Annotated in this window: 19 protein-coding genes and 1 pseudogene; 5 read left to right on the top strand and 15 right to left on the bottom strand. The window is 47.8% G+C overall.

The window, feature by feature from the left end; all coding sequences use genetic code 11:
* Positions 1 to 229: 229 nt before the first annotated feature.
* The 7 genes from ACIDITHRIX25_RS94665 to ACIDITHRIX25_RS94635 all read right to left on the bottom strand — a co-directional run bounded on the left by ACIDITHRIX25_RS94665 (position 230) and on the right by ACIDITHRIX25_RS94635 (position 9,465).
* Entirely contained in the window at positions 230 to 1,381 is a 1,152-nt protein-coding gene (locus ACIDITHRIX25_RS94665) for an ABC transporter ATP-binding protein (RefSeq protein WP_201733103.1), read from the bottom strand.
* 122 nt (positions 1,382 to 1,503) lie between these two features.
* A complete protein-coding gene (locus ACIDITHRIX25_RS94660) occupies positions 1,504 to 3,117 on the bottom strand; it encodes an alpha-amylase family glycosyl hydrolase (protein WP_052604774.1) in 1,614 nt (537 codons plus the stop codon).
* A gap of 38 nt (positions 3,118 to 3,155) precedes the next feature.
* Positions 3,156 to 4,001, bottom strand: coding sequence for a carbohydrate ABC transporter permease (locus ACIDITHRIX25_RS94655; protein WP_052604773.1), 846 nt, complete (start codon positions 3,999 to 4,001; stop codon positions 3,156 to 3,158).
* Positions 4,002 to 4,007: 6 nt separating this feature from the next.
* Entirely contained in the window at positions 4,008 to 4,964 is a 957-nt protein-coding gene (locus ACIDITHRIX25_RS94650) for a carbohydrate ABC transporter permease (protein WP_201733102.1), read from the bottom strand.
* Between the two features lie 169 nt (positions 4,965 to 5,133).
* Positions 5,134 to 6,486, bottom strand: a complete 1,353-nt coding sequence (locus tag ACIDITHRIX25_RS94645) for an ABC transporter substrate-binding protein (RefSeq protein ID WP_052604772.1) — start codon at positions 6,484 to 6,486, stop codon at positions 5,134 to 5,136.
* A gap of 124 nt (positions 6,487 to 6,610) precedes the next feature.
* Positions 6,611 to 7,657 (bottom strand): LacI family DNA-binding transcriptional regulator, encoded by a 1,047-nt coding sequence (locus tag ACIDITHRIX25_RS94640; RefSeq protein WP_201733101.1) that lies wholly within the window; start codon positions 7,655 to 7,657, stop codon positions 6,611 to 6,613.
* Between the two features lie 1,634 nt (positions 7,658 to 9,291).
* The gene (locus ACIDITHRIX25_RS94635) at positions 9,292 to 9,465 is read right to left on the bottom strand and encodes a hypothetical protein (protein WP_201733100.1); all 174 of its coding nucleotides are present in this window, start codon (positions 9,463 to 9,465) and stop codon (positions 9,292 to 9,294) included.
* 600 nt (positions 9,466 to 10,065) lie between these two features.
* Between ACIDITHRIX25_RS94635 and ACIDITHRIX25_RS94630 the strand changes: the two genes are divergently transcribed.
* Positions 10,066 to 10,830, top strand: coding sequence for an SDR family oxidoreductase (locus tag ACIDITHRIX25_RS94630; RefSeq protein WP_201733099.1), 765 nt, complete (start codon positions 10,066 to 10,068; stop codon positions 10,828 to 10,830).
* 76 nt (positions 10,831 to 10,906) lie between these two features.
* Here ACIDITHRIX25_RS94630 and ACIDITHRIX25_RS94625 read toward each other — a convergent pair whose 3' ends face one another.
* From ACIDITHRIX25_RS94625 to ACIDITHRIX25_RS94590, 8 genes are all read right to left on the bottom strand, one after another.
* Positions 10,907 to 11,779: a sirohydrochlorin chelatase gene (locus tag ACIDITHRIX25_RS94625; protein ID WP_201733098.1), complete on the bottom strand. Its 873-nt coding sequence runs from the start codon at positions 11,777 to 11,779 to the stop codon at positions 10,907 to 10,909.
* Positions 11,776 to 12,588 (bottom strand): precorrin-8X methylmutase, encoded by an 813-nt coding sequence (locus ACIDITHRIX25_RS94620; protein WP_201733097.1) that lies wholly within the window; start codon positions 12,586 to 12,588, stop codon positions 11,776 to 11,778. The genes ACIDITHRIX25_RS94625 and ACIDITHRIX25_RS94620 overlap by 4 nt, the downstream gene beginning before the upstream one ends.
* A gap of 37 nt (positions 12,589 to 12,625) precedes the next feature.
* Positions 12,626 to 12,961, bottom strand: a complete 336-nt coding sequence (locus ACIDITHRIX25_RS94615) for a 4Fe-4S binding protein (protein WP_201733096.1) — start codon at positions 12,959 to 12,961, stop codon at positions 12,626 to 12,628.
* A complete protein-coding gene (gene cobJ / locus ACIDITHRIX25_RS94610) occupies positions 12,958 to 14,661 on the bottom strand; it encodes a precorrin-3B C(17)-methyltransferase (RefSeq protein WP_201733095.1) in 1,704 nt (567 codons plus the stop codon). The genes ACIDITHRIX25_RS94615 and cobJ overlap by 4 nt, the downstream gene beginning before the upstream one ends.
* The gene (locus ACIDITHRIX25_RS94605) at positions 14,658 to 15,920 is read right to left on the bottom strand and encodes a bifunctional cobalt-precorrin-7 (C(5))-methyltransferase/cobalt-precorrin-6B (C(15))-methyltransferase (RefSeq protein WP_201733094.1); all 1,263 of its coding nucleotides are present in this window, start codon (positions 15,918 to 15,920) and stop codon (positions 14,658 to 14,660) included. The genes cobJ and ACIDITHRIX25_RS94605 overlap by 4 nt, the downstream gene beginning before the upstream one ends.
* A complete protein-coding gene (locus ACIDITHRIX25_RS94600; protein WP_201733093.1) occupies positions 15,910 to 16,968 on the bottom strand; it encodes a cobalt-precorrin-5B (C(1))-methyltransferase in 1,059 nt (352 codons plus the stop codon). Before ACIDITHRIX25_RS94600 ends, ACIDITHRIX25_RS94605 begins: the two co-directional genes overlap by 11 nt.
* Positions 16,969 to 16,995: 27 nt before the next feature.
* The gene (gene cobM, locus ACIDITHRIX25_RS94595; RefSeq protein ID WP_052604763.1) at positions 16,996 to 17,808 is read right to left on the bottom strand and encodes a precorrin-4 C(11)-methyltransferase; all 813 of its coding nucleotides are present in this window, start codon (positions 17,806 to 17,808) and stop codon (positions 16,996 to 16,998) included.
* 101 nt (positions 17,809 to 17,909) lie between these two features.
* Positions 17,910 to 18,950 (bottom strand): GGDEF domain-containing protein, encoded by a 1,041-nt coding sequence (locus ACIDITHRIX25_RS94590; protein WP_201733092.1) that lies wholly within the window; start codon positions 18,948 to 18,950, stop codon positions 17,910 to 17,912.
* Between the two features lie 586 nt (positions 18,951 to 19,536).
* On the opposite strand from ACIDITHRIX25_RS94590, the gene ACIDITHRIX25_RS94585 reads away from it, so the two are divergent.
* From ACIDITHRIX25_RS94585 to ACIDITHRIX25_RS94570, 4 genes and pseudogenes are all read left to right on the top strand, one after another.
* A complete protein-coding gene (locus tag ACIDITHRIX25_RS94585) occupies positions 19,537 to 19,950 on the top strand; it encodes a hypothetical protein (RefSeq protein ID WP_201732502.1) in 414 nt (137 codons plus the stop codon).
* A complete protein-coding gene (locus ACIDITHRIX25_RS94580) occupies positions 19,877 to 21,034 on the top strand; it encodes a DDE-type integrase/transposase/recombinase (RefSeq protein ID WP_201733091.1) in 1,158 nt (385 codons plus the stop codon). The genes ACIDITHRIX25_RS94585 and ACIDITHRIX25_RS94580 overlap by 74 nt, the downstream gene beginning before the upstream one ends.
* Positions 21,034 to 21,797: pseudogene (istB, locus tag ACIDITHRIX25_RS94575) on the top strand (IS21-like element helper ATPase IstB). The gene ACIDITHRIX25_RS94580 and the pseudogene istB overlap by 1 nt, the downstream one beginning before the upstream one ends.
* Entirely contained in the window at positions 21,794 to 22,171 is a 378-nt protein-coding gene (locus ACIDITHRIX25_RS94570) for a hypothetical protein (protein ID WP_201731841.1), read from the top strand. The pseudogene istB and the gene ACIDITHRIX25_RS94570 overlap by 4 nt, the downstream one beginning before the upstream one ends.
* Positions 22,172 to 22,357 lie beyond the last annotated feature (186 nt).

Genomic DNA, 22,357 nt, shown 5'->3' with positions numbered 1-22,357 from the left:
CTAGCGATGAGATGATTTTGACATCACATAAGCTCGGCCTAATTGGATTATCTTGATAACGAATGTTATGTGGCGAAATCTCTAGTGGCAATGGACGGTGGCACTAAATTGTGGCCCATCGTCTTTTGGAGATTGGCACCTTCAAAATCTTTTACGAAGGTGCCAATAGACATTTAGAGCCCTGAAGCGATATAAGCGCCGAAAGGGTTAAATCGGCAAAGTCGAGTCGTTAGTAGATTGCTATCCCGGTGACGGAATCGAAGAAGTGAAAAGCGGTAGAATTTGGCTTTAGGCGAACGTTATCTCCAGCCTTTACAATTGCGCGTGGTTCGATCCGAGCAACTCCTGCCCCTTTGCTTTCCATTATGGTTTCTGCCTCTTCAATCGCACCCTCAACGGTGATCGAATTAGCTTTTATCGTGAAGTGAACGATGAGTTCAGAGCCTAGCGCTTCCACGATTTCCACTACAGCACCTACCGCATTAGTCTCTAATTCGTCAGCCAACGATAGGTCCTCGGGGCGAATACCAACGGTAATTTGCTTGCTTGCGTAACTTTCGAGGATTGGATGTGATACGAGAACGCTGTCAGGTAGATCGATGAGTTCCCCAGCGAGAATAAGTCCCTTGGCGCCCTGAGTCAATTCTGCCTGGTAGAGGTTTATTGCGGGCGATCCGATAAATGAAGCGACGAATTGGTCGATGGGATAGTCGTATAGGTTTTGCGGGGTATCGCATTGGAGGAGATTGCCGCTATTTAGAACCGCCACGCGGTCTCCCATGGTCATAGCCTCGGTCTGATCGTGGGTAACGTACATGGTTGCTACGCCAAGCTGGCGCTGAATCTTTAGGACTTCAGAACGCATCTTCACTCGAAGCTTGGCATCGAGGTTTGAAAGAGGTTCGTCCATCAAAAAAACCGAAGGCTCCCTTACTATTGCTCGGCCCATGGCTACACGTTGGCGTTGGCCCCCAGAGAGTTCCCGAGGCTTACGGTCCAACCATTCGGTCAGACCAAGAAGTTCTGCGGCGGCACGTACCTTATTGCCGATCTCTTCCTTGGGCAGCTTCTTGAGTTTCAGGGCAAAGCCGATATTTTCAGCTACCGTCATGTGGGGATAAAGGGCATAGTTTTGAAATACCATCGCGATGTCTCTGTCTTTGGGTGATACTTCGTTGACTACTTTCTCGCCGATCTTTAAAGATCCGTGTGAGATATCTTCGAGTCCGGCAACCATGCGGAGTAGCGTGGTCTTCCCACATCCTGACGGGCCAACTAGGACCATAAATTCTCCCTCGGCGATCGATAAAGAGATGTCATGTACCGCTTCGTAACCGTTTGGATAGATCTTTTTAATATTTTCTAGATTGATAGTTGCCACGGTTGCGTCCCCCAGTTAGGTAGTAGTTTCTCGCAATTTTTCGGTCTTTACCGCTGGTGGCCACCATTTGTTTAAATGGCTAAGACCAGCGGTTTCTTTGGTCTTTGACTAATGATTTTGTCTTAAAAAGTAAAACGTAGCTCTTGAGTCGAAATCACGGACTCCCATCCCGCTAGTTGAATTGTATCACTTTGGACCTCCCAGCTTGTGTTATCTAGGCTGTGTAGGACGATTGAATTTGGGTCGCAGTGTGCAATTATCGTTGCATCTGAAAGGTTTGAGGCAACATAAGAACGCCCGGTTCGGTAATAGAGTACATCGGGTGGACTCTCCAAGAGGGCAAAATGTTCTCGTCGAAAGTCATAGGCCGTCTTGCGCAATGCAAATAGTTCTCGAGCGTAGTGAAGGATCGAATTCCTATTGGCCATTTGCGAGGCCACATCTTGATAGTCATTTGCTCTATATGGTAACCACGGAGCGCTGTCGCCATCACTGAAGCCACGATTTGCACTAGAGTTCCACGACATTGGTAGTCTTGCGCTATCTCTTTCAAATCGAGTACCTGGTATGCCCGCTGTCATTTCGTCCCGCATCATCTTTGGTGGTACCGCTTCGTCACCAAACCCAAGTTCGTCACCATAGTAAATGACTAACGTGCCCGGAAGGGTGGCAAGGATTGTAAGTGCAACTCGGATCTTTTTCGCATCACCTTTGGCCCATCGTGTTGGGAAGCGGGAGATATCGTGGTTCGAAGCAGTCCAGACGGGAGTAGATCCCTCAGGGAGATGTCTTAGTGTCTCGGCGATGGACTTCCTAAGAGAGCTGGCATCGAACTTCGAGAAGGTAAAGAGGAAGTTGAAGGCCATTTGAAGTTCATCGTTTTTTCCGTAAAACTTCGCCAACCCTTCTAAGCCATCCACCCAGGTTTCACCCAGTAGTAGACGCGGTGGAGAGTACGACTCTGCTAAGTTTCTCCATCTCCGATAGACATCGTGGACCTCGGGTTGATTTTTCGAATATTTTTCTATCAAGTTGAACCGTTCATTCACCGTATCTTCAGGAGGTGCAATTGGGTCGTCTCTTAGGTCTTTGTCCTTGTAGAGGCCGTGCGCTACATCGATTCGAAATCCCGCCACACCCTTCGCGAACCAGAATTGAACGATCTCATCCATCTCTCGATGAATTTGTGGATTCCACCAGTTCAGATCCGGTTGACTCTTTAAGAAGTTGTGGAGATAATATTCCCCGGAAGCTTCGTCAAAGGTCCATGCGCTCGAACCAGTTGCATCGATCCAATTATTAGGTGGCTGGTTCGGCCCCTTGCCCTTTGCCCAAACGTAGTAGTCTCGATATTTTGACTTTGGGTTACCCTTAGACTCAATGAACCAGGCATGTTGGTCGCTCGTGTGGTTAGGGACAAGGTCTAGAAGTACGTGGATTCCTAACTCTGCTGCTGTTGATATGAAGCGCTCTAGCTCCTCCATTGTACCTATAGAGGGGTGGACGCCTTTGTAGTCGGCTACGTCGTATCCCCAATCTCGATCTGGAGAGGGCATACTCGGTGAAAGCCAGATGCCGCCTACGCCGAGCCAGTTTAGATACGGTAGCATTTCGTGGGCACCGATTATATCTCCTAGCCCGTCTCCGTTGCCATCCTTAAAGGATCGAATATAGATGTGATAGATCAGTGATCCATCCCACCAGTGTCTTTGTGCCTTAAGGTCAATATCTGTCAATTAATTCAGCTTTCCTTATAAAAATTGTGGCGTTTTCCTCAGCCCTTTACCGCCCCGGAGGTCAAACCGGAGACCACCGACTTGCGGAAGACAAATACGAGAATTCCAATCGGTACAACTGCTACAACGCTAGCTGCAAATATTGTTCCATAGGGAATATTGAATGGTGTGCCAAAGAGTGCGATTCCTACAGGTATGGTTCTAAAACTGTTCGAGTTGTTGAGGGTTAGTGCCATGAGAAATTCCGTCCAACACGCTGTAAAGGTGAAGACTCCAGCTGTGAAGAGGCCCGGCAACGCTTGTGGCAAGATGATCGACCAGTAGATGCGAAGTGGGGATGCGCCATCTATTCGTCCCGTCTCCTCCATCTCTTTTGGTAGTCCCAGGAAGTAGTTTCTCAGGATCCAAATGGCAAAGGGTAGATTGAAAGCGGTGTAGGGAACTATGAGCGCCTGATAGCTGTTTAACCATCCAATAGTGCGCATCATTAGATATAGGGGCGGAATTACTGCAATTCCTGGAAATAGCGAAATGACCAAAAGCGTCAACATGATCGTGGTTTTGCCTCGCATTGGAAGTCGTGCCAAGCCGTAGCCCGCTAGAGATCCCAGTCCCAATACCAAAATGGTAGCAGCTACGGTCACGATCATTGAGTTGATGAAGTATTGACTGAAGCCGTATTGACTGAATGCCTGCTGATAGTTTGCAAAGCTAAACGGAGAGGGGATATATTGAGGTGGCGATGCACCTATTGCCACTGGTTGTTTGAGGCTTGAGATAACTAGCCAGTAGATCGGCAAACTCACCGATGTGACGACTACGAAGACTCCGAGATTTACCAAGTTGATATATCGAGCGAAACCGGTTTTTTTCTTACGTTCCATCTTTGGCTACTCCCCGTTGTTCACTTGGCTCTTGAAGACCTTTAGAAATGAAAGGCAACCGATTAAAACCAGGCCCGTAGCACTGACCGCAACTGCAGAACCAGGTCCGAATTGTAGGTTTTGAAACATGGCTTTGTACCCCAGGATTGCCAAGGAGGTAGTAGAAGTCCCGGGCCCTCCACCAGTCAAAACGAATGGGAGGTCGAAGATTCCAAACGCTTGTAAGATCCTAAATAGGACCGCGATGGCAATTGTTGGTCGCAGCAGAGGGAAGGTTATCTTCCAGAACATAACCCATCCAGAGCATCCGTCCACTGCGGCTGCTTCAAAGACATCGCCGGGTAGCATCACGAGACCCGCTAGGACGATTACCGCCACAAAGGGTGTTGTCTTCCAGATGTCGGCAATCATCATTGAGATGATGGCTGGCGTGGGACTTCCGAGAAAGACCGGTTTGCCGAGGCCGACGGCGCTAAAGATCTGTTGCATGACGCCGTAGGAACCCTGAAATATATATTGCCAAAGCTCGGCCGATATTACGGTGATTATCGACCAAGGCAGGAGTAGCAGGGCCATCATGGGACCGCGTCCTCCGGAAAGGCGTTCCATCAAAAGCGCGATCATTGTTCCTAGTATTACCTCCACTAGGACCGAAACAATGGTATAGAAGATTGTAAAGGCTAAAGCGTAACGCCACTCAGATGAGTGAATCAAGATCGAGAAGTTGTTGAAGGTAAAGCCCCCAAGCGAAAAGCCGTTTCCTGAAAGGGTTACGTTTGAGAGACTTAGGATTACTGAGAAAGAGATTGGGAAGATTGTAACAAGGCCAACTATTAGCAGTGAAGGTGTGGTGAAGCGCCATCCGAGGCGCGCCAGTAGGATTTGATTTCGATCTCGGAGCTTTTTCGAAGCGGCTTTTGAAGTAGGCGTGGCTTCTGTGACTTTCGTTTCTGTTGCAACCATGGGTATCTTTCACCTCGCTGTTTTAGATAGATTGCTTCTATATTGATACGGCTGAACCCGTTGTCAATTGTTTGTGCCCCTTGACCTGGGGGTGGCAGTCGTTTTCAACTCATACATGGCTAAGCATGCATGAGTTGAAAACTCCAAGGGGCACATCGCTATGGGGGGGTTAGAGGCCGCCACCCAACGCTGAGTTCATCTGAGATGAAGCGGTTGAAAGCGCTGAAGCTACCGAGGTGGAACCCGAAAGAGCGGCATTTACATTGGCGTAGATTGCTTGGCTAACCGCAGCATAGTTTGGCGTACCCGAAGGACGAGGTACCAGTTTGGTCTTTGCAGCTATCTGAAGCGGAGGAGGAGCCGTCGTCGACGAAGCAAAGGCTTGACGAACGGATTCCACTGTAGGAATAAAGGACAGGTTTCCTAAAGTGGTCTGGGCTGCAGTTCCTGACATCCACTTCAAAAAGGTTAGGTCGGCCTGAAGGTGCTTGGTATGAGGGTTGACATACAAGTTCCACCCACCAATGTTTGAATAACCAGGTCCACTTTGACCTGGGAAGGTTGGGAGAGGGGCCACTCCAACTTTGCCGACCACCTTTGAAGTGGCGGGGTTTTGGGAGTCAGCCCATGCATATGTCCAGTTTCTCAAGAAGGCGGAATTGCCGGCTACGAACGTTGATTCGGCTTGTGGTTCTTGCATTGTAGTGACAGAGGCAGGGCTGGCGCCACTGGTAATTAGGCTTCGCATGAAGGTGAGTGCCTTTAGCCCGGCTGCGGAATTGATAGTCGACGCGCTATATCCTGAGTTGACAACGGTTCCACCTGCCGAAGCGAGATATTCCATAAAGTTACAAGTCAGGCCCTCGTAGGAGTTCCCCTCCCAAACGAAGCCGTTTTGAACTAAACCATCTTTGACGAGGGTTACCGCTTCAGATTCGAGTTGTGGCCATGTCGTTGGAACTGGTAGATTCGCTTTGGCTAAAAGATCTTTGCGATAGTAGAGAAAGCCTTGGTCTGAAAAGAGTGGTGATCCATATACCTGACCCTTATAGGATGCTCCAGATACTAGTCCAGGTGCAAATTTAGCAAAATAGCTCGCCGGTAGGTATTTGCTCAACGGTAGCGCAAGGCCATGGGCTCCGAATTGAGCCGGCCAAATCACATCCCCCATAAAGACGTCAGGTGTTGTGGCACCCCCAGAGATCTGGGTGATAAGTTGGGCTCGATTTGTATCTGTGTTCGTTGGAGCGGAGATCAGTTTGATCTTTATGTTTGGATTTGCCGCTTCAAAGGCAGTGATTAGCTTTTGGCGATCGCCTGCGCCACCAAGGGGGCTCGCCCACCAATTGATAGTGGTTATGCCGCCTGAGGTCCCAGATGCTGAGGTCGAGGCCGATGATGAAGATGTTGACGATGAGCCACAAGCGCTTAATACTAAAGCAGATGTAGCGATGGTTATTGCATATTTGCCCGCCCTTTTACGAGGGTTCCTCTTCACCGTAGATTTGCTATGGATTTTCATCTAGACTTCCTTTCGTGCTTCTGCGAAGCTATAAGCATCGATCGAGCGTTAGGTATTGGGCGCGAATTACCAAGTGGCCCAAGACCATAACCTCGATCGTTTTTTTACCTTTTAAGAATTTGAATTACGAGATAATTCGACTCAGGCTTGACCCCCGTTCTCCTTTAGTGCTAGAGCGAACGACCACCTCGATGTCCATCAGGAGTGTTGGTTCGTCGATTTTTTTGCCCTCCATGAGAGTGGTTAGTCGCTGGGCCCCGAGCCTTCCGCTCTCATGTAAGTGTTGGCGCACGGTTGAGAGATCCAAAAGGCTGGTGACTTCTAGGTCGTCAAAGCCAATTATGGCCAAATCTTGAGGAACTTTGCGTCCCAAAGATTCAGCCGCCACCAGTGCTCCTATAGCCTGTGTATCTGATGCGGCGAATATTGCGCTCGGTGGATTGGCTGATTCCAAGAGTTGCTGGGCGCATACTCGAGCTGCCTCAGCGCTATGATCACCTAACTTGACCAAGGATTCATCGTGGGTCAATCCATTGGCCGTTAGTGCTTGGACCATTCCAATGAGTCGTTCGCGAGAAGACGAGAATTTGAGGCTTTCCCCTTTGATTAGATCGCCGATGAAACCGATACGGCTATGTCCTTCTTCAATGAGGTGGTTAGTAGCTAGGCGTCCACCCAATTGATCATCTATTGTGACCTGAGCGGTTCCTTCGCCAATCGTGTCGACAAGGGACAACGCGACTCCAGCGGATTGGAACTTTCGTATATGCTCGGGCATCATCGGAACAGATATCACAATCACACCGGTTGCTTCATGTTGATCCATTAGTGCTTCGAAGTAGTGGTCGCGCTGAGATGTTTTGGAGACGCTGTAGAGCACTGTGCTGTGACCCGTTTGGTCTAAGAAATCAAGTGCGCCATCGATTCTAGTTACGACTGAGGGTCGAGTGAGAAACGGCGCCACGATAGCGACGTTGTCGAATCTTCCTTTAGATAGGCTGCTGGCGAGGCGACTTGGTTTAAAATCAAGTGTCTCGATCGCAAGAAGTACTTTTGTACGTGTTGCATCTGAAACTTTAGTGCTTCCATTTAGCACTCTGGAAACGGTGGAAACGGCGACGCCAGCATGGTTAGCAACATCAAATATGTTAACTCTCGAATGTTTTAGCACGTGGTTTCCCCCTTTGTGCGTTCACTGGCTCTACCTTCCCCAAGGTAATTCGAGCCGTGGAAGCGCTTCCACTAGAAGTAATATTATTCACTAGTAATGGCACTTTCAAGTCAATTGCGGAAAATATTTTTAAAAACTTTTCTACCTGCGAAGATGATGAGGCTTATTAGTTTTTGGGATGGGACTAGATCAGGGCTAACTTCACCACTGCTGCCTCAAAAATTTCTACCCTGCTCTTGATCTATCTATCTATTCAATTGCATGCTTGTCTTAGCCGTGTTTATCTCTAGTTCGTTTAATCGTGCAGCTACGGCTTTGGCATTTGGCCTGCTTTGTATGGCCATGGTATGGTGAGGGATTGTTTTGGTCCGGACCCTCTCCTAGAATTTTATCTGTAGCCTTAGCTACAGTTATTTTGAACCATGAGAATTATCCAAAGACGGAGAATGGGCCATATTTGAAATAGTAAAATGTGATTTTTAAACAAGTCCTAGGCCGTTACTTTCTTATTTTTGAATCACGTGGACTTTATCAGTGACAATGTCTCCTCCAGCAGTCGACTCTATGTCGACTGTGTTGACATACCTGATTATTTTTGGATTTAACCTGATTTTGCTTCACCTGCTTGGATCTATGATTGTTCGTTAGTTGATTTACCGGGATAATTATTATTAGATGATGCCATATCGTATCAACATTAACTATTCAAAAGTTTTACTTTAGCGCTAGTGATTTTATGAAATAATCCATTTAATCCAATTGGATCCAGGTCTGTAACAATAAGGGAAGATTCGATGTTTTTATGCGCAGTGGGTGATTGATTGATGAGCCATGTCCTGTGTGCGATGGTGAGCTGATTCCCACAGGGGCTAGTGGCGCGCTCAATCGAAGCCCAAGTTGCATACTTGTAGCTATTTTAATATGTCGCTGGAACGTCACTAGTCGACATGGCAGCTACTATTTGCGCCTTTGACTCGGTTGGTCCAATCGAGTAAATTATATTTTTAAGCTGTGTTCCGCCATTTTAAGTCGTGTTTTTATTAATTTATTATGACCAGTTAACTCGGTGGGTGAACATTCAACTCGGTAGGTGAACAGGATTCAATCTTTGCACTTATAGGTTTTGAGCTATGACGATTCCCTTAAGCTCGTTTTTCCCGGGGTTTGATTATCGCAATTGGATATAACTGATTTTCTTCGGCCTCTTTGTTTGAGATTATGGCGATAGTGCCTATCACGGACGTTGGGTTTGATTAGGCATAATCCAATTTCGGCTTCAAATGTGGAGTGCTTTAAAGTGAAGAGGTTTTTATCCATTTGGGATAATCCTGATGTTCTGAAATGTCTACGGATCTATAGGCACTCCTTTTGTCGTGGTAACCTCGCCACTTCAGCGCCTTGCATCATATCCCATAGAGACGGAACCGATACGAGTCGATGATTGCCGCCTCTGACGTGTAACTTGCATAGTTGTGGGTTAGCGCAATGGGTGTGGGGCAGAATCTCCATGGCACTAGCCATGGAGATGTAGAGCCCCACTGGGGCGAAGCCCTAAAGAACTGTGCTCAAACGTTGCGCTGATTAGCCATGTACTGCTCGATGATTTCTAGCGGGGCGTCGTCGGCCTTTAGCGATCAGTATGAGTTTGTCCACAGCGTTGGCGACTCTGTAACTAAGACGTGGAGACTTATCGCGCTATAAGTCGAGAGAACGACCCCTGATTCCGCGACGAGATTACCAATTTCGTGCTTCAGATCGACGCCTACGAGAGGATGTAGGCGATCAGAGGTGGTCTTGAATTCAGTCAATTCGACCCCTTTCTCGAAAGGGAGCCTGGGTAATGATCTCCTTTAGCTGATTGTAGGAATGCTCTTTTCAATGTTGGCGGTACTGTGGTGTATTGTTGGTGATAACTGATCTTGCGTACCAAGGAGACCACACGACGTGATAGCTACAATGCTAGACGATGTTGTTATTTGGATTAGGTTGTTATGGATTTGATCTTCATTTAGGCAAGTATGTAGCCATGTGCTAGAAGACAAAGATGAGTTGGTCCACAGTTGGTTATAACTACCGGTTGCGCGTCGTCAGAGACGCAGAGTCGTAGTTGCAGGCCGAATGCGACAGTCTCCGATGGGTTTGGGATAGTTGCCTCGAAGGTTCCAGAGACCGAGAGTGGGCCGTCACGCTAGGTGGTCATTCCGTAGTAATTTTCGTTGCCACATTCATGCATTTTCTAATGGCCGTTGCCATATGTAGAGATAACTTGGTAGATGAGGATTGTTAGGCGTGACGGTATCTGTTGGGATTTGGGATTTCCCTTTAGCTGAGGCGATCTTATGGATTGCGATAAATAGCGGTGATGATTTCGAAGTTGGCCATTACAAAAGGGTAGGAGGGCGCATGCGATGGCACCAAGGCAAGTGGCGCTAATAACGGGAGTCGGCAGAAGAATAGGCATTGGAAGCGCGATTGCTAAGGCTCTAGCTCGGGATGGTTTTGATATCGCCTACACCTACTGGAGCCGATATGACGAATCGATGCCTTGGGGAGCCGATCCTGAGCATAACAGCGAACTTAGCAACTATATCGCCAACTTGGGAGGACTAAGTATTGGCATAGAAGCCGACCTTTCGGAGCTCTCTGTTCCATCGATGATCTTTGATATGGTCAACTCGAAATTGGGTCCTGTGGCTGTGTTGGTTCTTTCGCATTGTGAGTCTGTGGATTCATCGATTATGGATACGACACTTGAGAGCTTCGATCGTCATTTTCAGGTAAATATGCGTGCAAGCTGGCTTTTGATTCGAGAGTTTGCAACTCGTTGGAGCTTAGCGCCAGATCAAGGCCGCATTGTCGCACTTACCAGCGACCACACAGCCTTCAATCTCCCCTACGGCGCTACCAAAGGCGGGCTCGATCGAATTGTTTTAGCTGCTGCCCATGAACTTTCTGAATTGGGAATTCGATCGAATGTGATAAATCCTGGAGCTACCGATACGGGCTGGATGTCTCCTGAGCTTATTGATTTGATTAAGAGTAAAACTGCACTGGGGCGTGTTGGGGAGCCAGAAGATGTTGCAAATCTTGTCTCTTTTCTCTGCTCGCCACGAGGCGGTTGGATAAATGGTCAGCTCCTATATTCCAATGGAGGCTTTGTGGGAGGCCCATAACTTTTAGTGCCAAGGAGGCTAAAGGTAACCGCGCCAAAAGTATAGGCTTGTCGTGAAAGTGGCGATATGACCACCATTAATGGTGGTGGTGATGATTGTCGTTCGGATATGCCACCACCAGTGGCTGTCCAAAGTTTGACTCGAAGTTTTTTGTTCGAATTCTGTAGATGCAACGATCACAACTCATTTGGACCCTGTCCCCATCGGCTTCGGCTATGCGCTGGGCGATTAACTCCACCAGCACTTCGTGAGGTCCAAGTTCACCATGGATGCCCAAGGTGACATCTTGGTGTGTAACACTCCATTCTTTTGCCTGTTGGGAAATTCGATCGATCAATGCGCCAGCAAAGAGAAAATATGGTAGTACTGTAATTCTTTTCGCGCCAAGGCGATAGGCGCGCTCTAGACCTTGGGGGACGCTGGGAGTGGTTAGGGATATAAATGCACTTTCCACAATAGAGATCTGGTGTATCTCGGTGATCATCCTGGCTATCTTTGCGACCTCTGAATTTGCATCAGGATCACTTGAACCTCGTCCTACAAGGAGGATCGCCTCCTCGTCTTTTTCTTGGCTGGGGTCGATAGGGCGGTAGCGCTCCATGAATGCATCGATCAACTCGATACTTATCGAGAGATCTCGACCATAGCGAAATTCAATGGTAGTAAATTCGCCTCGGGCAGCCTCGACTGCTCCAGCTATGTCACTTTTGGCGTGGCCAGCACCTAAGAGCACCAAAGGTATCACTGTGATTTCTTTTGTATCTTTGGTAATGAAGCCCCTAAGTGCGGTTTCAAGATGTGGATCTGCCAGTTCTAAATAGCCATATCCAACCTTGCGTCCCTGGAAGTGCTTACTACACATTTCCACTAGGGTCCTTAGTTGTTCTTGTCCCATTGCAGATTTTGTTCCATGGCCGACAATAAAGATGTCGCTTAGCTCGTTTGTCATTTGGGTCTTCTCGTTTCGTTGGCCTTTGGGGTAATTCGATTTAAGGCTTCTTCTAGCACGAAGGAGCCTTTTGCCATTCTCGCAATGGCGTTGAAGGCCGCCGCTGTCATAGCTGAGCCTCCACGGGGCCCTATGTTGGAGATTTGGGGGATCTCGCTTTCTTGCAAGAGTTTTTTCGCATCTGCTGCACCTACAAAGCCGACGGGAAGTGCGACGACTAAAGTCGGATCAATTCTTTCTTTTTCCCACAGTTCAATTACTGAATAGAGTGCTGTTGGGGCACATCCGATGACGACTATTGGATCAGAGGGCGACTCTAGTAGGGCATTCTCTATACCTGTCTGTGTCCGAGTCTTGTTTTGATCGGGAGTTTCCACTTGGTCGAGGCCACATATCGTCTCTCTCCAATAGAGGGCTCGCCGTGTCATTTCAACATCGGTAATTACCTTAGCTCTAGAGTTAGCGAGGCAATTGACAGCCTTGGCGACTGAGCCATCTGAAAATGAGAGCGTCTCTAAAATCGTTGGATCCGCGCAGGCATGGATAACCCTTGCAGCAACTTCGCGCTCATATCGATCAAAGCCGTTAAGGTTTACACTTTGAGCGATAATTGCCATGCTTTTATCTTCAATGTCGTTACCAGCCATTTGCTGGAGGTACCGGTTGATGCTCTTCACTTCAATGACGATATTACTGGGGGATTGGGCATTATTTGTTACCTTTATTTTGGCTTTTGGTGAAATCGATAGGCTGTTTCGATGACACCGATCTAATTCTTTGAAGAGGGTTAGATCGAGTGAACTCTTCATTAATCTTGGGGCTTGTCAACGGATTTGAAAAGTCAGATTAGGTTTGACCAGGTGGTGAACAAAAGACTAAAGATCCCTTGGGACAGATTTCGACGCATTCGCCACAACTATTACAAAGATCCTCATCGATGAAGATGCCAATGGTTGATCCATGAATTGCTCTTTGGGGACAAGTTCTAATACAGGCGCCGCATCCTGAACAGGTGTCAAGGTCAAATGCGATTTTTTGAATCGAGTTTGACTCAGCGATGACCTCTGCTTTTAATTGTCTTTTGTCTGTGAGAGGTAGCGCCTGGGTAATTTTGAGAGGTAGCGCCTGGGTAATTTTGAGAGGTAGCGCCTGGGTAATTTTGAGAGGTATCCGCTGCATCATTTTGAGAGGTATCCTCTTGGAGTGGTCATCAATCCATCGACAATAAAGGTTGTTGAGGAGCCCACGACCACTGTAGTAGTCATCGTAACTATGTCGGTGTCGATCTCATCTAGGGTGGTAACTATTACCTCTTGGTTTGGCCTATAGGCATCTTTTACTATCCCGATCGGGGTAGTGCCCGGGCGTGAAGCGGCAATTATAGTTAGCGCCTCGTTGAGTTGCCAATTGCGTTCTTTGGATCTTGGATTATAAAAGACGATTCCAAAGTCTGCCTCAGCGGCAGCTTCAATCCGCTTTCGAATTATTTTCCATGGCGTCATGAGGTCGCTCAGGGAGATATAGCAGTGGTCGTGGCCGAGAGGGGCGCCCAATAGCGATGCTGCTGAAAGACCAGCTGTCACTCCTGGTAAGACTGAGATCGAACTGCTTTGGCGATCTTCAAGTGGGAGCTCGTTTTTTAGCTCAAGAACTAATGTTGCAAGGGCGTAGATTCCGGGATCCCCTGAAGCAACCAAAGCTACATTGTCTCCCATTCTTAGATGAGAAAGGCTCTCTTGTGCGCGTTTTGTCTCCTGGCCAATCGGTGAAGAGAGGATCAGTTGAGAAGGATTGAGGAGATGTTCGATTTGGTTGATGTAGCCATCAAAGCCAATTACAACATCGGCATCCAATAGAGCCCTTATCGTCTTGGGCGTCACGAGATCCATAGAGCCAGGCCCCAATCCGCAGATGCTTAGGTGTCCCTCTCGGAGCGCTTCGGCAATTGCAATTGTGACCTTTGGCCCCTTTTGTTTTTCAATTAGCAGTTGATTGGCCTTGGAGCTAAGCAGTGCGGACGCTTCGGCTACCGAGGTGGTGCCCACAAAAGATCGAACCAATTCGTTGCCATTTGGAGTCGTTATCTTGTCTAGCTCGCTTGGGCTAAAGCTGGCAATTGGAAGATCTAATCCGCAGATAGCTGGGTGGTTGGCTCGTTTATCGATGGTGGCGACGAGAGCTAGAGCCTCGGGGGTTATGTCAAAGATGCCAAGGACCTCATCTAGCAGAAGGCGAGAATCGCCACTACTTGCGTCGCTGGAGGCGCCAACTCCTAAGACCAAATTTTTTGGAATCAAGACGACTCGCAAGGTTGAGTCGTCTTGATGTAAAAACTGCTCTATTTGGCTTTTTTTGTTTGATATTAGAACTTCATTTAACTGAGATCGTGAGTCATCCATTGCTTTGGATCTAAGCATTGGGGGTAACCAATGATTAGCTGGATTGAGAACTTTAAATCTCTCTCCTCGGCTCGTGCTTGTGATGAACCCTGCGACTTGACCGATGGCTCTAAATCCTCTAAAGGCGTCAATTGCTAGGGATTGGCTTAGATCTGAGCTCGTGGTGATAATTGGGCGAGCCGCTAGAAGCTGGGCAATCTCTTGTGCGCTCTGGTTAGCTCCTAGGTGTGCTCCAAGGATCGGAATTACATTCTCGCCATTTGAATCGATCACTATTACTTTTGGGTCTTTATATTTGGTTGTTATAAGCGGGGCTATGATTCGTATAGCGGCGCCAAGAGCCATAATCAATATAAGTTCGTTTTTCGACTCCCAATTTTCGGCTAGTGATTCGTGATTGAAAGTTAGTAGCCGTGAATTTGGGATTCGTCGCGCAATTAAATCAAGATCTGCATCCTTCAAAGTGAATACAAAGCGGCTCATAGTTGCGCTTTCTCATTCCATGAAATAAAGACTGGATTGTATCCATCTATTCGGTTGCCGGATTTTCCAAGAGGGGTTGTTCGATAGATTTGAGCCATTACCTGATTTCCAAGGAGATCGTGGGTCCTTTGCGCATTCTCTAGAGTCGCTGAAGTGGCCACTATTATCGATTTGGTTCCAAAGAGCCTAACTACTTCTTCGAGGATTTCGGTACCACCTCCGCCTACAAATATTGAGCTTGGTGTCGAGATCTTATCTAAATAATCGATCGCGTCACCCTCTATGACCTTGATTGCAAGTTCTAGGCGCGATGCATTTTCTTTTATTATTTCAATGGATTCGTGCCGTCGCTCGATTGCCACTAATTGAAGGTCGGGACGCTGTCTAGCCACCTCAAGGCCAACAGAGCCTGAACCTGCACCAATATCTAGGACTAAGGTGCCAAATGGCAATCTCCAAGGCGCTATCTTGCCTACCACCAATTCGCGTATCTCTTTTTTTGTGATCATTGATCCAAATGAGTCAAATTCAAATTGAGAAAATCTTTTTGATTTTGGATTGAATGCGTCGGCAAGTTTAGAAGTTGAAACGGCTGGAGAGTCTCGAGTCTTGGCATCTTTTTGGTATGCAATTACTATTGCGAGTGCTTTTTTATCGATCTCATCCATTTCGAATGGAGCACCATAGATAGCTTGGCTGGAGTGGTTGAGATCGGTTGCGATTTCGATCTCGTAGTCAGTGCGGGAAAATTCATAGATCTTTTGGACGACATAGGATGGGGGTGTCGTCTTAGAGGTCAACACTGCTATCTTGTGGACACCAAGGCGAAGGTGGCCGCCAAGTTCTCTTTCGAATAGGTCGAGATCGCGTCCTACCCCAGAGATGACAGCTGCATCTTCCCAATTCATCCCTAAAAGTCCAAAGGCCCTAGATATTGACGATGGCTTAGGGCAGATATGGAGAGGCACCTCCGGAAAGATCCGTCTAAGGCTGGGGATTGGCCCGAAGAAGGCTGGATCTCCTGAAGCTAGAACTAGGATCGGACCATCAAATGTTACAGCCTGCATCAGTGCTTTGGTGTAGCCTTCGTCAAAGAGATGGGTTGAAGCGATCTGAATCGAAGGGGGAAGCTGGAGATTTTTCAGATAGCTCGATCGAGACAGGATGACTATCTCTCCTCTTAGTTGTCCGAGCCAATGAGGAGGAATTCTCTGGGTTAGATCGCCCTCAATTCCGAGAATAAAGATCTCAGTGGGCACGGCAAATCTCCATTGATCCGTCAAAGTCGCACATCACCATCTGGAAGTCGCTTATTTTTGGAAGTTCTAGCTTGCAATTTTGGTATGCGCGTCGAGTTAGTTCGTCCAAAGGGGCGATCTCGCCTTCGCCGATACAGACTTCATAGAAGTGTCGGGCGGTCTCAGTGGCTGTTGCTGCAGTGAGAATTTTACTGTTTGTAGTAGTCATCTTAGAGACCTCGTCCAAGATGGTGGTGTCTAATGCACTTCGATGAAAATGTGTCATCAAAAAACCACTTGCAATCTTGGTGACCTTGCCGACCATTCCGACCCAGGTAACCTTCTCGAAGGCGTAGTGGTTGGCGCGCTTGAGGGCAATTTTAGTAAAGTCTCCAATTTCAACGAAAGAGACCAAGTCAAGGTCGGGCCGTTTCGATATTGCAAAGGCTTCACTGCGAGACCCTGTCGCCAGGCATAGCTCGTTAGCCCCTTGAGCTGCAGCAACGTCGATCTGTTGGACCACTGAAGCCCGGTAGGCAGCTGTGGAAAATGGTCGTACGATGCCGGTAGTTCCTAAGATGGAGATCCCGCCGACGATTCCAAGGCGATCATTTGTAGTTTTTTTAGCCATCTCCTGGCCACCGGGGACACTAATCGTTACTATGAAACCGAGATTGCTCACTTCACGTATTGCCTGGGCTATCATTCTTCGGGGAACCGGATTGATCGCTGGGTCACCTAGAGGAAGCCCTAGCCCCTCCTTGGTGATGACCCCCACGCCATCGCCAGCCAGAAAGGAAATTTCTTCGTCAGCTCTTTGGGTCAAGGAGGCACATATCATCGCCCCATGTGTACAATCAGGGTCATCTCCAGCATCTTTTATTACAAAGGCTTGATCGTTGTTCCACCCCACCATGAACGATACCCTTGAACCATCAGGGAGAGGAACCTCGATCTCATTGGGCTTTTGGGCGGTGCAGAAAGCTATCGCTGAGGCTTTAGCGGCTGCGCTGGCACAGGTTCCAGTAGTCCAACCGCTCTTTAAATTCTTGACTGGAGTGGGTGACAACTATCTCCCCTTAAGCTTTTTGGCTGGTCACAGATGAGCCGAAGTCGACTTTTTTGCTCTTCTACCAATCGTGGTACCAGGAAGCGATCGCTTTCTAAAGACGTGGGCGAAATCTGGCCTATAGAGGTGAGAGCGTTCCGCCTGACCCCCAAGGGCTTCGCCGACTAGGACAAGTACCGTTCTCTTTGCCCCCGTTGCTCTTAGGGAAGATGCGAGGTTCCCCAAGGTGGTCTCAATAATTTTTTCGTCGGGCCAGCTAACGCGGATCGCAATTACGACTGGAGTCTCGATAGTAAAGGCGCTATCTTCACAAAGTAGAGCTTCTTGCATTCCCTGGGGATCGGCTATTGACAAAAAGATTCCAATCGAGCCACCGATTTTAGCGTAGGATGAGAGCTTTTCCCGCTCTGGCATCGACGCGGAGGTTCGAGATGCAATTCGAGTGAAGACGACCGATTGTGAAACCTTCGGTATCGTAAGTTCCCGGCCGATTCGTGCCGCTGTTGCAGCTAGTGATGTAACGCCGGGGATTATCTTGTAGTCGAGGCCGTGGGCTATGCATATATCTATTTGCTCTTGAATGGCCCCATAGACAGAAGGGTCTCCTGAATGCAGACGGACGATATTTGATTCTTTTTCGGTTTTATATACCTCGATCACGTCTTCTAAGGTCATCGATGCCGAGTCATAGATTCTAGGAGAAGCGCTACAGTGGTCGAGAATGGTTTCTGGCACCAGTGATGAGGCCCAGATGACGATGTCAGCAACGGCCAACGCCTTGGCTCCGGCGATGGTAATGAGCTCGGGATCTCCCGGCCCGGCCCCTACGAAACTTATCAATTAGATCTCCTAAAGAGTTGTTCGTCAAATTTATAGCATTGAACGAATAACTTAGTTTAGACCGCATGACTGGCCTATTATCTGACGGATCATCCGATAAATTAAATGTACACCATGTGAAATCGCTTATTACTGTTTCCCTTAGATCGATATAGGGCATCGTCGGCAGCTGAAATCAGGTTATCAATATCGTGATCGGGAGTTGCTACCACCGCTCCGCAGGAGAGCGGGCTCACCTTTTGGACATTGGTGACCACTCGTTCGATAAAGGCTTTGGCTTCGTCGCGATTTGAGACTAGCCCCATAAATGCGAATTCATCTCCGCCCCAACGTGCTACGACGTCAAATGGGCGAACGCTTTGTCTGATTGCCTTGGCTGTATCTATTAGGATTTGATCTCCCATCGGATGGCCATGAGTATCGTTGATCTCTTTAAAGCCGTCCATATCGATCATTGCCACAACTACAAAACCGCCATTTCTTCGGGCTCTATTGATCTCACGGGGCGCAACTAGATCCCATCCCTTGCGATTTGACGCGGAGGTCATCGAATCGGTAATTGCAAGTTGTCGAATCGTGTAATTTAAATACCCAGAGCTGATGGAGGCGATTACCACAGTTGATATGATAAGGATCCAGTCCGCCAGAGGTTCGTGTGGTCTCGCCCCAAGGATGAGCGCCACGGTATATGCGACGATGATATATCCGACATGACCAAGTGATTCGGCGGTGGAAAGAAATGAAAATACATAGAGTGCAACCCATACATAAAAGACGATTGCCAGATTGGCCGGACGGGCGCTGTATCCAATGGATACCTCAATGGTAATTGTGGTGGTGCATCCAAGAACAATAACATTGATCCCAACGCGGGGGATTTTTTCCGCAATTATGTATATGCCAACACCTAAGAGCAATGAGACAACATCTAAGATGTCAATGATCTGAGTTTGGGGCGACGGGTCGGTTATCAACGAGACCGAAAGACCCATTATGCTCGCGATTATCACAAAGAGGCCGAGCCACTTTCCTCTCGAACCAGTAGTGAGTGGAAGCGCTCTTGGTGCGTCGGTTAGCCAATGGTAGAGTTGCGTATCTTGAGCTATCTTTGAAATACTGCTTGGTCTGGTTAGGGCTGGCACTCGACGACTCTCTTTATATTCTTCTTGGACCTTATGATGTTCTTCTTGGAACTACGTGTGTGATTCAAGGAATGGCCATGCTGTGATCTTGTATCTTTGACAATTGATAATCACCTGTCGCCATATCCTTTGCTGGCTGAACAAGATGATTGCTATATCGCAATTAAAGTCATCTTCTTTTAGTCTTTTTTGTATTTGTTTTGCCGAAAGGGGTATCCCGATTTGAGATTCTCATGTAGCTACTGATATAGGTAATTGTGACTATTGATCGACTTTGGTCTTTTAGATGCATTGATTTGTGTCAACGGCCATTTGAAAATGCATGAATATGGCCATTTGGCATGAATGAATATAGCCACGAAAATTGCATACAGGATGACCGCCTAGCGTGACGGCCCACTCTCGGGTCCCCTGGACCCGAGAGTGGGCACGCAAAGGCGGTCTGGCTATCACTTTTTGAGAAAAAAGAAGAATGAGGGCCCTTATCTTGGGGCATTATGGATTTATCCAGTTCCTAATGCCGAGAAAGGGCCCAAAGTGAAGGATAGCAAAGAATCCATGGAAATTATTGAGGCTTACGATCTTTTTGGATCGTATAACGGAGCAGCGCAGTTCGTTGGCTGTTCTCCTAATACCCCTAAAGAAGTATGTTCAAGCAAGAAATGCCGGACAACTGATACGACAGGGTCAATATGAGAGGCGTCCTAAGGCCACCGATAAGTTCGCTGGCGTAATTGAGGAAGCCGTTGACAAGTCTAAGGCTAAGGTCCGGGCTAAGGCGATCCATGTCAGGCTGGTGGCGCTAGGTTATAACGGTTCAATTCGAAGCACTAGAAGAGCTGTAGCTACAGCCAAGGTCGCCTGGAGGAAATCTACGCAAAGAATCTTTTGGCCTTGGATTGCCGAGATGGGGAAATGGGCACAGTATGACTTTTCTTCATGGTCCTGTGATCGATGGGAAAAAGACCACACTCTTTCACTTCTATCTCCCTTTCTCTAAGGTGAGGATCGTTAAATGGATCCCGGATCAGTCACTGCCCAATGTGATTATGGCCTTAGATTACTGCTTTAGGTACATAGGGGGTATTCCGGCTTATGTACTCACCGACAACGCTAAGACTGCTGCGGTGAAGCATATCGCAGGGGTGGCTGTCATTAACCCCAAGATGGTCTCCTTCGCTAGTGCGTATGGCTTTAGTATCCAAACTTGCGTTGTCTATGATCCAGCATCAAAAGGTGGAGTAGAAGCTGCAGTTAGGGTGGCAAAAGAAGATATCTGCCCAAAAGACACCAACCTCGTTCAAAACTACAGGAACATCGCTGAACTTGAAGCTGCATGTGCCGCCTATACCACTTCTATCAACTCCGTTGTCCACTCAACCTCAGGCAAGATCCCATCAGTGGTACTTCAATCTGAGGCTATGACATTTCATAGCCTTCCTAAAGTGCCTTATCTCGGTGCTTATGGAGTGATGCGCAAGGTAGAGCCAAAGATGCCCATCGTTAGGTTCAACCACTGTGGTTACTCGGTACCAGCGAAATATCGTCGCGGAGTAGTCTATGTTCGCAGCGTTGGGGAAGAAGTGGTCATCGTAGCCCAGGAAGAAGCTGGTGGATATGTTAACGAAATAGCTCGCCATGCAAGAGGAGAAGCTTTCAGCTATGTCATTGACGATTCTCATAAGGAACCAGATCATCCCAATGGCCCACTTGTGAGGATGCCGATTCCGACCAATGAAACTCAGGCTAAGTTTCTTTCAATTACACCTGATGCTAGCCAATGGCTCATTAGGGCTTGTAATAGTGGAGCCAGCGGTATTGAAACCTCGATAGCAGATCTAGTGGGCTACGCCAATAATGAAGTCTCCTCTTCAATAATTGAGGAGTCACTTCGTCTTGGAGCCTTCAATCACTCGGTAATAGCTGATCTCTTGGTAATTCACAAAAGGTCAGCTCGTAGTGGAACTAAGGCCACTTCACCACAGAGTTCCAAACCACAGAGTTCTAATGGTGCATCTAGCTCACCACAGGGTCCCTATGGTGCATCTACTGACGCCTGGTCCAAACTTGCGGCGGTGTCATAATGGCCGATAATATAATCCAAGACGAGATCGAAGCTATGACCAAGCGTCTTAGGCTTCCTCATATTAGGCGGAGCTACTATGATTTAGCTCTTTCGGCCCGAGCACAGCGATGGGATCCCATGGAGATGATCCGGCTGCTATTGGAAATCGAGCTAAAAGGCAGAAATGCTTCTACGTTAGAGATTCGCCGCATAGCAGCGAATCTCCCCTCCAATCGAACCCTAGAGGGGTTTGACTCATCCATATCATCGATTCCAAATAGAACCATTATGGGATTGTCCAACTTGGAGTGGGTAAGACTAAAGAGAACTTACTGGTTCTTGGTCCTCCTGGAACGGGTAAGAGCTTTCTGGCGGAGGCACTTGCAAGTGCTGGAATCGAAGCAGGTTTCAGGGTAGCTTGGTACACCCCTGAAACTCTGTGTCGTTATATGGATATAGCTAAGGCCACTGACACCTTGGCGAAGATGATGCTCAAATTGATGAGAATGGATTTGATTGTCATTGACGACCTAGGAATACTTCCTATGAACTCTATGGAATCAGAGTCTCTCTATCGGGCGGTCGATGCTTGTTATGAGAAGACTTCAATGATTGTGACCTCGAATTACCCTATAGCGTCCTTCGACGAGATCATCACGCCTAGATCTCTCGCTGCAGCACTTGTTGATCGTCTGGCTCATCATGGCCATCTCATAGAAACCAAAGGAGACTCTATTCGCCTTAGCCAAGCTCTTTCGGGTAAAGGTGTGGTGCCACTATGAGCCAGAGACCAGCGTTAGATGATCCCTCCTATCACAACGATAGAGAGGCGTTAGATGATCCCTCTCTAAAGAAGTCCTGTCCTATCTGTGGAGGTCAATTTGTCTCAATCGGTCGACGCATCTATTGTTCGGCAACTTGTAAACATAGAGCCTATCGAAGACGCCATCAAGGATTGGTGAGCAATGCCATAGTTGGAATAAGTAAACCTCGTCGAAATATCAGTATCTATGAGTGTCCTTCTTGTGGAGTGCACGAACTCGGCATACAACGCTGTAGCGATTGTGGAGTCTTCATGACTCGCGTTGGCATTGGCGGGCTGTGCCCTCACTGCGACGAGCCTCTCGCAGTAGGCGAACTCATGGGAGAGATATAGAGATAACACTCTTAGAAACCCAGTAATAATCAAATAAGAGCCCAACCAAGGCCTAACATAGTCCTTGGTTGGGCTCTATCTATATAGGACTCTATCCGTGTAGTGCTCTATCTATATCGGCGACTATCAGGACGATTGATACATCCATTCGGTTTCTCGATTGATAGCTGCTGGTGCCCTACTGTC

It is taken from the genome of Acidithrix sp. C25, from assembly GCF_904848545.2.
The sequence above is the reverse complement of the archived record's forward strand: the minus strand, read 5'-3'. Positions and strand labels throughout refer to the sequence as shown.